This window comes from Shewanella zhuhaiensis (genome assembly GCF_022484835.1).
GTDB classification, from domain to species: Bacteria; Pseudomonadota; Gammaproteobacteria; order Enterobacterales; family Shewanellaceae; genus Shewanella; species Shewanella khirikhana.
Genome location: NZ_JAKUDL010000005.1, coordinates 224,976 through 237,730 on the forward strand (window position 1 = coordinate 224,976; position 12,755 = coordinate 237,730).

The following is a 12,755-nucleotide window of genomic DNA, read 5'->3' on the forward strand; positions in this document are numbered from 1 at the left end:
AGCCTTCACCAACCAAGCACAGTGCCGTCGTAGGCAAGGAAGCTGCCACTGTCATTAACCTTGGCGTTGGCAAGAATGGCAATTAAATCAGCCGCTACCCGCTCAGGTGAGAACAGTTTTCCCTCGGGCACATTGGCCTGAAACGGCGCAGATAAGCGGGTTTGGGTGGTGCCCGGATGCAGCGCCAGCACCACGCCCTGTTTCAGGCTGCGCTGCCACTCCACCGCCAGGGTTTTAATCAGCATATTAAGCGCCGCCTTGGAGGCCCGGTAGCTGTACCAGCCGCCCAAGCGGTTATCACTGATGCTGCCAACTTTGGCAGAAAGCACCGCCAGTCGCGGCGCAGCGCTGGACTTTAATTTTGCACTGAAGTGCTTGGCGAGCAGCAAAGAAGGCAAGGCGTTCACTTTTATATTGTGCAGGAAAAAATCCGCATCAAACTGCGACAGGGACTTTTCCGGCCCCCTGCTGGCTGTATGCAACATGCCTGCGCAGTTAATAAGCCAGTCCAAACTTTCAAAGCTTTCGCTCAATGCCTGAATTTCGGCCTCATCGGTTACATCGAGCCTGTGCCAACTGACGCCGGGTATGTGCTCGCTGTCGGGCGGATTGCTTCTTGTGTAGAAGGTTGCATGCACCTCGGCATCAGCAAACCTTGCCATCACCTCTTTGACCATGGCGCTGCCAATACCGCCGCTGCCACCCACAATCAAAATCTTCATTACAGTCGCTCCAAATCCACCAGATACTGCTCGGCTGTGGCCAGAATCGCGCTGCGCTGCGACTCTGCCATTTTGTACCAACTGCTGAAAATCATCCCCAGCCGATGGTTGGCGCCAAGGCGCTCTTTATGTTTGTACATAAAGCGCCAATACAGGCTGTTAAAGGGGCACGAACCTACGCCACTTTTGGCCTTGATGTTGTAATGGCAGCCCTGGCAGTAATCACTCATCTTGTTGATATATGCGCCACTGGCGGCATAGGGTTTGGTGCCCACAATGCCGCCATCGGCAAACAGCGCCATGCCTCGGGTGTTAGGCATCTCGACCCATTCAATGGCATCCACATAGATGCCAAGGTACCAGTCGTCCACCTGCGTCGGGTCGATGTCGGTTAGCAGGCAAAAATTGCCGGTGATCATAAGCCGCTGAATATGGTGGGCATAGGCATAATCCAGTGATTGCCCTATGGCGCGGCGCATACAGTTCATGCGGGTATCGCCACTCCAGAAATAGTGCGGCAGCCGCCTTTGAGCGCCAAGGGCATTAAGATTGGCGTAATCCGGCATATTGGCCCAATAGACGCCGCGCACATATTCCCGCCAGCCAAGGATTTGCCGTACAAAACCTTCGACCTGCGCCAAATCGATTGCGCCCTTTACTCCACCATTGCCGCTGGCCTTATAGGCGCTGATGGCGGCATCTATCACCTCGGCCGGATGCAGCATTTTGCTGTTTATCGAAAAGGATAAGCGGCTGTGGTAAAGGCTCCAGGCGGATGAGTGATTTGCCGTCATCGCATCCTGAAAACGGCCAAACAGCGGCAGGCAGTAACGGCAAAAATGGGCCAGCAGGGCCAGACTCTGCTGGCGATTGATGGGCCACAGCAGAGTGTGTGTTTTGGCGCGGGAGGCATGATCAGGCTCAAACTCGGGCTCGGGCTGAGCAAATGTGGCAAATAGGTCACCGCTGGCGTATGACTCGCTTGCTGTTGAGAAGCTTTGCCTGGCTCCGGGCTTAAGACTGCCGATGGTAACAATACCATGGCGCTGCAGGCGCGAGACTATCTCGCTGATATCGTTTGTAAACTGCAAAGGCTGCGGCAAGTTTGCAATGTCGGGCGCTTTTAATTTATTGCGGTTGCTGGCATCGAAATTCCACTGGCCACCAACGGCCTTGGCGCCATCCATCAGAATGTTAAAGCGCTTTCGCATCCGCCGATAAAAGCTTTCCATCAGTATGTGTTTCCCTTTGGGAAAGAGCGCATTTATCTCATCGAACGGCAGTAAAAAGTGTTCGCTTTCCACCATCTCGACTTGCACCCCACACGGCTCAAAGCTGCCAAGTTGCAACAGCAGCCGATACTCATCGGGGCGCTGATATTCAAAGCGATCGGCACCTGTTAGTTGCAGCACATGGCTTAAGAGTGCTGGCAGGTCGGCAAATTCGGCGCTGTCATCCAGGGTGAGGTGCAACACCCTATGACCCGCAGCCTTAAGGCTTGTGGCAAAATCCGCCATGGCGGCGAAAAAGGCGCACACCTTCTGGATATGATGGGTAACGTAGCTGTTTTCCTGCTTAAGCTCAGCGATAAGATAGAGCACGCCATCATCGCGCTGACTGAACCAGGAGTGATTGCTGCCCAGCTGATCGCCAAGGAGTAATCGAAGCGTATGAAACTGAAAATCGCCCTTGGGGCTTTGGGGTAACATCTGGTTGTGGCTCATTCCGGCTGGGTGAGAAGGGCCACGGCAAAGGGCAATTTCAACCTGTGCAAAGGCATTCGCAAAGGCGATGGCAACAGCCGTGGCAGTCAGCAAAGATTACGAACCAGCGGCTGATCTCGATCACCAAAGCGCTCCGCAGCGCGGGCTAAGCCTGTTCAAAACAAACAGGTCAGGCCAAACCTGTTCAGGCCAAATCGGCTTGCAGCCATTCAGCCAGTCGCTCCCACAGGGTCTCGGCGGCGCGGCTGCGGCTATTGCGGCCAAGGCAAACCAGATGCACAGGTTGGGTCTCAGGATGTTGCCAGTCATCAAACAGGCTCACCAACTGGCCGGTGGCAAGGTAGCGGCGGGCCAGCAGGCGGTCAGCCATGATAATCCCCTGATCGGCCAGCGCCAGTTCCAGCAGGCTGCGGCTGTCGCTTGAAAGTATTGCGGCACTGACCCTGTGCTCGCTGATACGCCCATCGGGGCCACTGAACCGCCACAAATCCATACACAAATGACGATTGCGATACACGATACAATCATGCTCGCTTAAAGACTCAGGCGCCGCTGGCACGCCACGCTGCTTAAGATAGCCGGGGCTTGCATACCAGCCAAAGCGTTTGAGCCCAACCCTTTTTGCCACCAGCGACGAGTCGGGCAGCTTGCCCACCCGAATGGCAATATCCACCCCTTCATCGAGCAAATCCACCAGCTCGTCGCGAAAGTCCAGCTCCAGGCTGATTTGTGGATAGAGGCGCCGCAGTTCAATCACCCTTGGCATCAAGTATTCGGCGGCAAGCAAGGTCGAGCAGCTGAGTTTTACTCTGCCTGAAAGTGACCTTTGCTGACCCACCAACCAGTTTTCGGTTTGGGCCAGCAGCTGCGACAGGCCATCAGTAGCGCTTAGCAAGGCCACACCGGCATCGGTCAATTTGAGTGCGCGGGTATGACGGGCAAACAGACGCTCGGCGCAAAAGTCTTCCAACGCCGCAATTTTTTTACTGACAGAAGAGCGTGGCAACGCCAGCCTGTGGGCCGCCGCCTGAAAACTGCCAAGCTCGGCCACCAGCCTGAACACATAAATCAGCGGCAACTGCTGGTGCAAAAGATGCGGTTTAATGGGGGATTTGGGCGGCTGTGCGGGTTCGATACTATTGGTGTCATAGCTAACATCCGCTGTAAAAACAGGCTCATACATCAGTGTTTACCTTTGGGAATCATTGTGTTGCCCAGTTGGGGGCTAATCCTTGCGCCAAGGCTTAAGTATGCTGAAAAGCAGCTCAATACACCACAGGAGAACCCCATGGATACGCAACAAGCCCCGCAAAAAACACTGCTGATCACCGGCGCCACCTCAGGCATCGGCTATGCCGCCGCCAGCCATTTTCTTAAACTCGGCTGGCAGCTTGTGATAACCGGCCGCAATCAGGCAAGGCTCGATGATGCCGTTAGTCAGCTACAGGCACAGCAAAAAGGGGCAAAGGTGCTGGGAGTGCTGGCCGACAGCGCTGATGTATCGCATTTACCGAGGCTTAAGCAGACGCTGGAAGAGTGCCAAATCCGCCTCGATGCCCTGCTGCTCAATGCCGGGATTTTCAAGCCGTTTGGCCTTGCCGATATGACAGACTCGCTGTTTGAAGAAACCATGCAGGTGAATTTCAAAGGGCCGCTGTTTACCCTGCAAACCCTGCTGCCACTGCTGAGCCAGGGCGCGTCCGTGGTGTATACCTCCAGCATTGCGGTTGAAAAAGGCTTTGCCGGTGCCGCTATTTACAGCGCCAGCAAAGGTGCTTTCGAAGCAGCGGTGGCTGCCATTAACCTGGAATTGGCACCGCGTAACATTCGCATCAACAGCCTGCGCCCAGGGGTGACCCTAACCGAAATTCAGCAAAAGGCTGGCTTCAGCCAACAGCAGATTGACGGCCTTGGCGACCAGCTGTCCTCCACAGCCTTTGGCGGTTTCCTGCAACCTGAGCAGATGCTGGCGGGACTGGCATTCCTGCTGTCTCCCGGCTCTGAAGGGGTAATAGGTACCAGCCTCACCATAGATGGCGGCTACTGCCTCTGAGAGAGTTAGTGGCAATCTATGCCAGTACAGACTCAGGCGTTAAAGCAGAGTATCGCCAAGCCAGTTCAATCACTGTGAAGAGACTAGCTGTGACGAGACACGCTGTGACGGGACTAGCCGTGACAGCGCAGGGCCAGAGCGTAGTGAAGCGTGCTCTGCTCGCTGTCACTGTTCTGTAGGCTAAAGCCGAGTTTTTCCAGCAATCGGATAGATGCAAGATTGCCAACCTCGACCCCGGCCACCAGGGTGTTCACCGGGGCCGACTTACTTACCTCAGCGACAAAGGCACTCAGGCATTCGCTGGCGATGCCGCCACCCCAAAAGCGCTCCGCCAACAGGTAACCCAGGTGCGCCTCGGCCGCACCGCTTGCCGCCTCTTGTGCGGCGATATGCATAAAGATAAGTCCAGCCAGTGGGTTAGCATCAGGCTTATCGCCCAGATTGGCAAAAATAGCAGTAACCTGACTTTGGGATAGCATCTCATCCAACAGCGCTCTTGCCTTGGCTGCCGAGCTAATATCTGAAAAATTCGGCGGCAAATGCAGACATACCGCTGGGGTAAGTATCGCCGGTAAAGCCTCACTTATAACCCGAAGCAGAGGCTCATCGGCAGCGGTCACGGCCACCAGCTTTGTTCTGGCGGTGTTGATAATACTGTTGCTGACTGCTGTGCCGGACATGCTGCTCACAGTGGCCCCCATATATTCCAAGTCACTTTTATACCCATTCCCTTATATTCATTACCTGATTACTTTCTGTCGGCGGCTGCCTGGTTAGCTGCCCCTGTCAGCTGCTTTCCCACCTTGGTAACGTCGATGTGAAAGCGGCTATGTGCCGGCCATGGTAACCCTCATATGGCTGAAACAACAACGGCAGCCCAGGGCTGCCGTTTTGCGGGATGGAAACTCAGGCTGCGCAGCCGGTTTCAGTCCCATTCGCTGCCGTTTCTGCAGCGGCTGTATCGTTTGCGGATGAGTCGATAAAGCTCACCCTGCCCCCGTCTCGCCCTGCGATGGAAAGCTCATACACGGCGCGGTTTTTAAAATAAGAATTGGCGAAAAAGTCGACCCGTTTGCCCAGCAAAAACGCGCCAATCCCCACATGCAGACGATTGGTGCTGATATGGTCAAACTGGTTAATCTGCGACAACAGAATTTTGGCTGAAGACAGGTTCTGTGCCCGGGTCTGAGTGCCGAGGGTAAACATTTCAGACAGATCCTGATTGTCTTCGGGAATGGGCCGGCCACAGGCTTCGGCATCAAGACGGAATGCATTCAGGCTGGCTTGACCATTTTTTTGCTTTAGGGCTGCCATGGCGCGGCGACTGAAATAAAGTCGGATACGCTTGCGCAGGCTGACACCTGTCACGGGTTGTGCCAACAGACGCGGCAAGTTAACCGAGAAGGCCATATCATGATGCAGCAACAGCTCTGGGCCATCACAATGGGCTTGCACATGGGCAAGACTGATACGCTCACGACAGAATATGGTGACATTGCTTCCCAGTGAGCCAAGCAGCTGCTGGTGCCCCTCCACAGTGCAAGGCAACAGGATGAGTTGGCGTGCCTGGCGATGAATGGCCTCAATCAGAGTTGCAGAATGGGTGTACTGGGAAGTAAAGGCTCCACCGCCGCCCAGAACCACTATCTTATCCTTAAGCTGTAATGCCTCCATGCTCTGCCCCGCCAGAATGGCCTTGCGCACTTGGCGCGGACTTCTGACTTCATAGCGAAAACCCGCATCATCAAACACCTGAAAAGTGGCTGCATTGATAAGTGAATCTCCGGCATTACCCGGGTTGGGAATGAACACGAAGTCGTTAATCTGATGCCTGGCAAAGTAGTCGGTAACAGTCAGCATGGTATTGTGAGCGGTAGAAAATTTGGCGCATGCTATGCCATTAACGCCACAATCTCAAACCTTTGACCGAGCAAACCTCTGTAAGCTCACACCTTAAGCTGCCCCAAGCCTCTGAGGCAGCTAAAATTTGGTCAATTGCATCAATTGGTGACAATGGGCAGTGCGGTTCAGGGTGACTGAGGTGCAGGCTTTGCCAGCACCTGCGGTGTCAACCCAAGTAGTTCCGGCAGCACGGTACCAACCGAAATCGACGAGAAGGTGCCGGTGACTATGCCTATCACCATGGCAGTGGCAAACCCTTCCAGCGCCGGACCTCCCAGCAGCCACAGGGCGCCGACCGTCATCAGCGTGGTGCCCGAAGTGACCATGGTGCGGGAGAAGGTTTGCACCACAGCGGCGTTATTGATATCAGCCAACTTGTCATGGGGACGGGCAATCATCAGCTCGCGCATCCTGTCGGCAATAATAATGGAGTCGTTGAGCGAATAACCAAGCACCGCCAGCACCGCCGCCAACACAGTGAGGTTAAACTCCATTCCGGTAACGGCAAACACCCCAAGCACCAATACCACATCGTGCAGCAGCGCCAGCAGGGCGCCACTGGCAAGACGCCACTCAAAGCGCAGCGACAGGTAGCCGAGGATACACATCAGCGCCACCAACAGCGCAAGTCCGCCTTGCTCAAATAGCTCCTCGCCCACCTGCGGCGAAACTGAGTCACTGTCGAGCACCCGTGCATCGGCATCGATGGATGTCAGTGCCTGATTGAACGCCGGACGGGAGACTTCATCCAGCGGCTCGCCGGTACGGATCAAAAATCGGCCAGGCTCGGTGGCCACCACCGACAGGTTGGCGCCCATCACCGGGGTCAATGCCTGCTCCAGGGTACGGGGCTCGGTGCCGGGGGCCATCACCACTTCGGCATAGGCGCCGCCGGTAAAATCGAGCCCCAGATTAAAACCCTTGAACCCCACCAGCAGCATAGAGGCCAAAAGCAGCAGCACGGAAATGCCGCTCATCAGATACCGAATTCTGCTTAACGTTTGCTTTTTCATGTTTAAATCCTCACTGCCTTGCGCTCATCGCGGCCATATACCCAGTTGATAATCACCCGGGATAAGAAAATGCCGGTGATCATGGAAGTCACCAATCCCAGACCCAGAGTCAGGGCAAAGCCCTGCACCGGACCATTACCGATGGCATACAGCACCAACGCGGTGATCATGGTGGTGAGGTTGGCATCGAGAATGGTGCCAAAGGCAGAAGAGAAGCCGCGGTCGATGGCAAGCGCCAGGCTGCGCCCCTCTTTCATCTTGTCGCGAATACGCTCAAATATCAGTACGTTGGTATCGACAGCCATACCGACGGTGAGCACCAATCCGGCGATGCCCGGCAAGGTGAGCACAGCGCCGGGGATAAGGGCTATCAGCCCAAGTAGCATGGTCATATTGGCCAGCAGCGCCACATTGGCCACCCAGCCAAGACGCCGGTACCACAGCGCCATAAACAGCAAGGTGGCTCCCAGCCCAAGAGTGAGCGCAGCAAAACCATTGTGAATATTTTCTGCCCCCAGGCTTGGGCCTATGGTGCGTTCTTTTTTAATAGTCACCGGCGCCGTCATTGAGCCAGCCCGCAGCAACATGGCCAGCTCCTGCGCCTCCTGATGACTGCCAAGCCCTGTGATAGAAAAGCGATTCCCCAGCTGACTGGTGATGGTAGCCACCGAAATAATTCGGCTGTCCTTGCGGGTGCCCTGCTCAGTAGCCTGATATTCGCTGTAACTGGTGGCCATGGGCTTGCCAATGTGCGTACGGGAAAAATCCGCCATCCGGCGGCCGCCTTCGGTATCCAGCGCAATATTCACTGAAGGGCGTCCCATTTCATCGCTGCCGGCGCGGGCATCCTTAATATGCTCGCCCCCAAGCACGCTTTGACGGGCAATGCCGATACGCCCTTCGCCGAAGGGCATTTGCTGCGCGCCGGGGCTGTCGCTGAGCTCATAAAAGGCCAGACTCGCAGTTGCCCCCAACACCCTCTTGGCGGCAACCGGATCCTGCACCCCGGGCAGCTCCACCAGAATGCGGCTGTCGCCCTGTCGCTGCACCACAGCTTCGGTGATCCCAAGCTCACCAATACGGCCACGCATAATGCGCACGTTTTCCCCCATGGTTTGCTGGCGGATAAGTTGACGTTCGTTATCGGTCAGGCGCAAATGCAGCGCGCCGTCTTTGGTGCTGATATGCCACTGTGGGTAGCTGCGTTGCAGCCAAACTTTAAGCTGCGACAAGCCTGCTTCATCGCCCGCAACGCGGATGGCGTCAGGCGCTTCGCCGCTGGTATCGTCTTTGTAAAGGGCAACGCCGCGGCTGCCTTGGGCACGCAGCTGTTCACGGATAGCAGACGACAAGGCATCGCCCTGGGCGGCATACACGGGCTCCAGATCCACCTGCATCAAAAACTGCACGCCGCCACGCAAATCCAGTCCGAGTTTTACCGGTGAAAGCCCGAGCCGACTGAGCCACTCGGGCGCGGCAGGCACCATAGACAGGGTGATGGCTGAGGCTTCCCTGGCTGTTGGCAGCAACAGCGCTCGGGCCGACATTTGCTGCTGCGGCTCGGCAAGCACCACCAGCACATTATCGCCGTCGCGGCTGATGTGCTTAATAGCAATATTGGCAGCGCCAAGCTGCTCACTGATGGTCTCTGGCCCAAGCCAGGCATCTTTGCCCACCACCAGTGCAGCATCTTCACCAAAGAAGCTCGGCAAGGCCGACAATGCCAGTAAAATCAGTCCAATAAGCAGGCTTAGCACCTGCCAGGGGGAATTACGGTTAAGGCTTTTACGCGCAGACGACTTTTGCCGCCCACGCTGGAGGATTGAATCGGTAATCATGATGATCTCTCACAAAATCTGTGCCCAAGCCGCGACGAAACCGTGCGGCCCCAGACAGGCCAAAGGCCTGATTAAGCGAGAGAAAAGTCGGCTTGTTGGATAAAACGGAATTGCAGATTGGTGTCTTTCCAGCCACCGGGGCGCAAGGTGCCACCGGTTTGCGGCCCAAGCACCCACTGTACCTGAGGCGGCTTGGGTTCTATCCGTCCAGGCTCAAGCTCGGGCGAGCTTGGCATCGCCAGTTCGAACAGCAACTGATATTCGGGGGCAAAATCGCGCTGCCACTGACTTTGCAGCACCTGCCATCGAAACGAGCGGGGAATATTAAGATCTTTGCCAAGCGGCAGTGACGAGCCGGCGTGATGACTTCCTGACCCCAGAGCCTTGGCGGCGAATGGCGTCGCGCCGAATGGCGTCGCGGCGCTAAGCTCCAGATGCACCGGCAAGTTATTGCCGTCTATGCCATTGATTTCAGAAAAAATGCCATCGAAATCAGAGCAAAGCTCAGCACAGGATTGTCCACCGGATAAGGCCGCCGACTCAACCGAATGGTCGGCGGAAAATGCCTGAGCCACACCCGCCCAGCCTGCGAAAAACAGGCCGAGAACAATTAGCAGCGCGGCAAAGACAGATCTGGTGGCGTTCATAGTGGCTAATATGGGGCTCGCTCAGGCGCTTTTCAAGGGCAGATTACATCAAGTGCGAGAGAGGCACGAAACTGCACGCGAGGATTGCGCCGGAAACAGGACATTGGCTCTATGTCGTGGCTGAGACGCTTGTTGCTGCTTGGTAGCTGAAGCTATATGTCTTGGCTGAAGCTGGGCGTCTTGGCAGCGGCTCACTTGTACTGAGAGCCGGTTAAAGCAGCCCCTGCTCGAGTGCGGTAAAAAACAGCTCTTCATCTTCAGCTACGCGGGCTTTGAGTGGTTCACGCAGCTCACGCACAGCGTCGGTTTCGGCGTCCATTCCCTGACACAGCACCTGAAAGCGTTTCAGGTTGCCCAGGGTCATGGGCTGCTCCAGCAAATGTTTGGCTTCGGCAAGTTTGTTGCGACTCATGGCGATTCCCCGTCCTGGCATCCGTGGCGGGATACCATCAATAAGGGCCGACGCTTCTCCAGAAACTGCGTTGGTGCAAGCAAAACCTGCGGCCTGTAGATAATCAAAAAGGTTGGGCTAACAGGTCGTTGATAACACGCTTGACGCGGCGCGCCAATAATAAAAGCCCCGACATCACAAAGGACAGACCAGCCATATGATGTCGGGGCTTTGGGGATCAGAGCTTGAATCGCCCTACTATCCCACTGAGTTTGCGGGATATTCCGTTGATACCATTGGCCGAACTTTGCACCTGTTCACTGCCTTCGGCATTCTTGCGGGCCAGCACGCTGATTTCTTCCACACTCAGGTTAATGGTGTTGACCACAGTGGCCTGCTCTTCGGCGGCAACCGCAATCTGGTGGTTCATGTCACGGATAGCCATCACAGAGTCGGCAATCGCCCCGAGGGCAGCAATCGCCTTATTGGCCTTTTCTGACGTTTGAGTGGCTTCAGTTACATTGACCCGCATGGATTCAACTGAACGGCGTGACTCGGCCTGCAAGCGGCCAATCAGGGCCTGAATTTCTTCGGTGCTGTTTTGGGTTCGACTGGCAAGATTCCGCACCTCATCGGCCACCACCGCAAAGCCGCGTCCCTGTTCGCCGGCGCGGGCCGCCTCAATGGCTGCATTGAGCGCCAACAGGTTGGTTTGCTCGGCAATACCGCGAATGACCCCGAGGATAGAACCGACGTTTTCGGTTTCTTTCTCCAGGTTCTCGATAATGCCGCTGACATCGGTGATATTGTCCACCAGCGCCATAATGCTGCGACGGGTGTCTTCTACCACGCCCATGCCGTCCTGAGCATGGTGATCGGCTTCAGAGGCCATTTCCGAAGCGCGCTGGGCATTCTGGGCTATGTCATCCACAGTGTGGGTCATCTCCTGCATCGCCGAGGCGGTATGCGCCAATTGATCGGCCTGAGACTCTGAGTTGACCCGGCTCTCTTCGGTGACGCCCAGCATGCCACTGGAGGATTCGCCAAGGGTACGGGATGCCTCCGTGAGTTCGCTGATAATGCGGCGCAGGTTGTCATTCATCTCAGCCATGGCCGCATAAATACCGGTACTGCCTTGAGTCTGGAAGTTCTGCCCCAGGTTCCCAGCGGCTATCTCACGGGCAATGGATGCCATTTCTCTGGGTTCGCCACCCACAGGCCGACGAATGGCGCGCACCACGGTAACGGCAAGCCAAATGGCAAGCAGCAGCGCTGCTATGGATACCACAATCACGGTATTGATGGCTGCTTCACTTTCCTGCTGCGCATGGGGCCCCAGCTCATCCTGCTGCTGCTGAATCGCTTTGTTGTAGTCATCAAGCACCCCAGCCACCTTGGGGCCAATCACATTCAGTCCCTCATTGATGCGCTTATTGCGGCCCTGAATAATGCCGTACACCTCTTTAAGTGCGTCGCGGTACTTGGCGCGGCCTTCATCTATGCTCTGTACCTTGTCGGCAATCACGGCCGCGCTTTCGGTATTTTTAAGACCATCGACAGTGCCATCGAGGGCAGACAGTTCCTGCAATGCCCGTTGATAATCATCTTCTTTATTGGAAATCAGAAACTTGGAAGCATACAGCCTGGCAAGCATCAGTTTTTCCTGGCTTCTTGCGGCAATAAATAAGCCTTCGGAATCACCTTCCTGATACAGGGCAGTAATGATATCTGTCACCTTTTCCCGCATGCCAAGCCCCGTAGGGTCCAGCACATTGTGTACCACCTTGTTGCGGGCGGCAAAGTCGTGGGTAACGGCTTCAAAGGTAGAGGCGTAATTTTTCACCAGTTCGTCAGCCTGGGCCAGCAAACGGTCGCGGGCGGCATCAAGCTCCAGTTCCTTGGCCTTGGCAAAGCCTTTATTGAGCTCAGCCATGTTTGTCTGAAATGACTGATAAACCTTATCTTCCGGGGTTTTAAGGTACTTGAGGACATCGACCCGGGCACGGAGCAAAGTGGCTTCGGCTTCACTGGCTGCGTTGGAGCTTCGCGCCAGCAACCTATATTCAGTGAAGTTATCAAAGCCCTGAGTCAGTCCACGGTATCCGGCCACTGTGACCACCATTAGAAGCAGAATCACGGCACCGAATGAGTAATAGAGCTGCTGAGAGAGCCTGAGGCTGGAAAACATACGGGTTCTCCTGGTTAGGGTTATAAACTCCGTACCTCCTTCCCTGGCAGCCGGATGGGTTCAGCACTGCACGACAACGAGAGGGTGCCACCCAAGCCTTTGGCAGCATTGCAACAACTTGGTAACCCTCTCTTAAATATAATTGGCCACCCGAACACAAAAATCAATCGAGCGTCTGATACAGGCAGCATGATTGGCTTGTTTTGCACTCTGATGACCCTATACATCATGCCTGCCGTCGTTTCTCCGCCCGTCTGTATCAAAATTATTCCACCCT

At 55.6% G+C, this 12,755-nt stretch carries 11 protein-coding genes; 1 reads left to right on the top strand and 10 read right to left on the bottom strand.

The window, feature by feature from the left end:
• Positions 1-5 precede the first annotated feature (5 nt).
• The 3 genes from MJ923_RS14985 to MJ923_RS14995 all read right to left on the bottom strand — a co-directional run bounded on the left by MJ923_RS14985 (position 6) and on the right by MJ923_RS14995 (position 3,629).
• Positions 6-722 (bottom strand): SDR family oxidoreductase, encoded by a 717-nt coding sequence (locus tag MJ923_RS14985; protein WP_240591795.1) that lies wholly within the window; start codon positions 720-722, stop codon positions 6-8.
• A complete protein-coding gene (locus MJ923_RS14990; protein WP_240591870.1) occupies positions 722-2,446 on the bottom strand; it encodes a cryptochrome/photolyase family protein in 1,725 nt (574 codons plus the stop codon). Before MJ923_RS14990 ends, MJ923_RS14985 begins: the two co-directional genes overlap by 1 nt.
• A gap of 184 nt (positions 2,447-2,630) precedes the next feature.
• Positions 2,631-3,629, bottom strand: coding sequence for a LysR family transcriptional regulator (locus tag MJ923_RS14995; protein WP_240591796.1), 999 nt, complete (start codon positions 3,627-3,629; stop codon positions 2,631-2,633).
• Positions 3,630-3,734: 105 nt separating this feature from the next.
• Here MJ923_RS14995 and MJ923_RS15000 point away from each other — a divergent pair, with 105 nt between their 5' ends.
• On the top strand, positions 3,735-4,499 hold the full coding sequence (locus MJ923_RS15000; RefSeq protein WP_240591797.1) for an SDR family NAD(P)-dependent oxidoreductase: 765 nt from the start codon (positions 3,735-3,737) through the stop codon (positions 4,497-4,499).
• Between the two features lie 113 nt (positions 4,500-4,612).
• On the opposite strand, the gene MJ923_RS15005 is transcribed toward MJ923_RS15000, so the two are convergent.
• From MJ923_RS15005 to MJ923_RS15035, 7 genes are all read right to left on the bottom strand, one after another.
• Positions 4,613-5,179, bottom strand: a complete 567-nt coding sequence (locus MJ923_RS15005) for a GNAT family N-acetyltransferase (RefSeq protein WP_240591871.1) — start codon at positions 5,177-5,179, stop codon at positions 4,613-4,615.
• Between the two features lie 226 nt (positions 5,180-5,405).
• Positions 5,406-6,359 carry a polysaccharide pyruvyl transferase family protein gene (locus tag MJ923_RS15010; protein WP_240591798.1) on the bottom strand — a complete coding sequence of 318 codons (954 nt, stop codon included), beginning with the start codon at positions 6,357-6,359 and terminating at the stop codon, positions 5,406-5,408.
• A gap of 167 nt (positions 6,360-6,526) precedes the next feature.
• Positions 6,527-7,414, bottom strand: coding sequence for a protein translocase subunit SecF (secF, locus tag MJ923_RS15015; RefSeq protein WP_240591799.1), 888 nt, complete (start codon positions 7,412-7,414; stop codon positions 6,527-6,529).
• A 2-nt stretch (positions 7,415-7,416) separates the two neighbouring features.
• Positions 7,417-9,252 carry a protein translocase subunit SecD gene (secD, locus tag MJ923_RS15020; RefSeq protein WP_240591800.1) on the bottom strand — a complete coding sequence of 612 codons (1,836 nt, stop codon included), beginning with the start codon at positions 9,250-9,252 and terminating at the stop codon, positions 7,417-7,419.
• A 71-nt stretch (positions 9,253-9,323) separates the two neighbouring features.
• Positions 9,324-9,899: a hypothetical protein gene (locus MJ923_RS15025; RefSeq protein WP_240591801.1), complete on the bottom strand. Its 576-nt coding sequence runs from the start codon at positions 9,897-9,899 to the stop codon at positions 9,324-9,326.
• Between the two features lie 211 nt (positions 9,900-10,110).
• Positions 10,111-10,311, bottom strand: a complete 201-nt coding sequence (locus tag MJ923_RS15030) for a hypothetical protein (RefSeq protein WP_240591802.1) — start codon at positions 10,309-10,311, stop codon at positions 10,111-10,113.
• A gap of 217 nt (positions 10,312-10,528) precedes the next feature.
• Complete coding sequence (locus tag MJ923_RS15035; protein WP_240591803.1) at positions 10,529-12,478, bottom strand: HAMP domain-containing methyl-accepting chemotaxis protein; 1,950 nt, start codon at positions 12,476-12,478, stop codon at positions 10,529-10,531.
• Positions 12,479-12,755 lie beyond the last annotated feature (277 nt).

Bases quoted from the DNA above. Each gene is read 5' to 3' on its own strand.
- MJ923_RS15025 (WP_240591801.1), bottom strand. From the start codon at position 9,899: ATGAACGCCACCAGATCTGTCTTTGCCGCGCTGCTAATTGTTCTCGGC.
- MJ923_RS14990 (WP_240591870.1), bottom strand. From the start codon at position 2,446: ATGAGCCACAACCAGATGTTACCCCAAAGCCCCAAGGGCGATTTTCAG.
- MJ923_RS15030 (WP_240591802.1), bottom strand. From the start codon at position 10,311: ATGAGTCGCAACAAACTTGCCGAAGCCAAACATTTGCTGGAGCAGCCC.
- MJ923_RS14995 (WP_240591796.1), bottom strand. From the start codon at position 3,629: ATGTATGAGCCTGTTTTTACAGCGGATGTTAGCTATGACACCAATAGT.
- MJ923_RS15000 (WP_240591797.1), top strand. From the start codon at position 3,735: ATGGATACGCAACAAGCCCCGCAAAAAACACTGCTGATCACCGGCGCC.
- secD (WP_240591800.1), bottom strand. From the start codon at position 9,252: ATGATTACCGATTCAATCCTCCAGCGTGGGCGGCAAAAGTCGTCTGCG.
- MJ923_RS15010 (WP_240591798.1), bottom strand. From the start codon at position 6,359: ATGCTGACTGTTACCGACTACTTTGCCAGGCATCAGATTAACGACTTC.
- MJ923_RS15005 (WP_240591871.1), bottom strand. From the start codon at position 5,179: ATGTCCGGCACAGCAGTCAGCAACAGTATTATCAACACCGCCAGAACA.
- MJ923_RS15035 (WP_240591803.1), bottom strand. From the start codon at position 12,478: ATGTTTTCCAGCCTCAGGCTCTCTCAGCAGCTCTATTACTCATTCGGT.
- secF (WP_240591799.1), bottom strand. From the start codon at position 7,414: ATGAAAAAGCAAACGTTAAGCAGAATTCGGTATCTGATGAGCGGCATT.
- MJ923_RS14985 (WP_240591795.1), bottom strand. From the start codon at position 722: ATGAAGATTTTGATTGTGGGTGGCAGCGGCGGTATTGGCAGCGCCATG.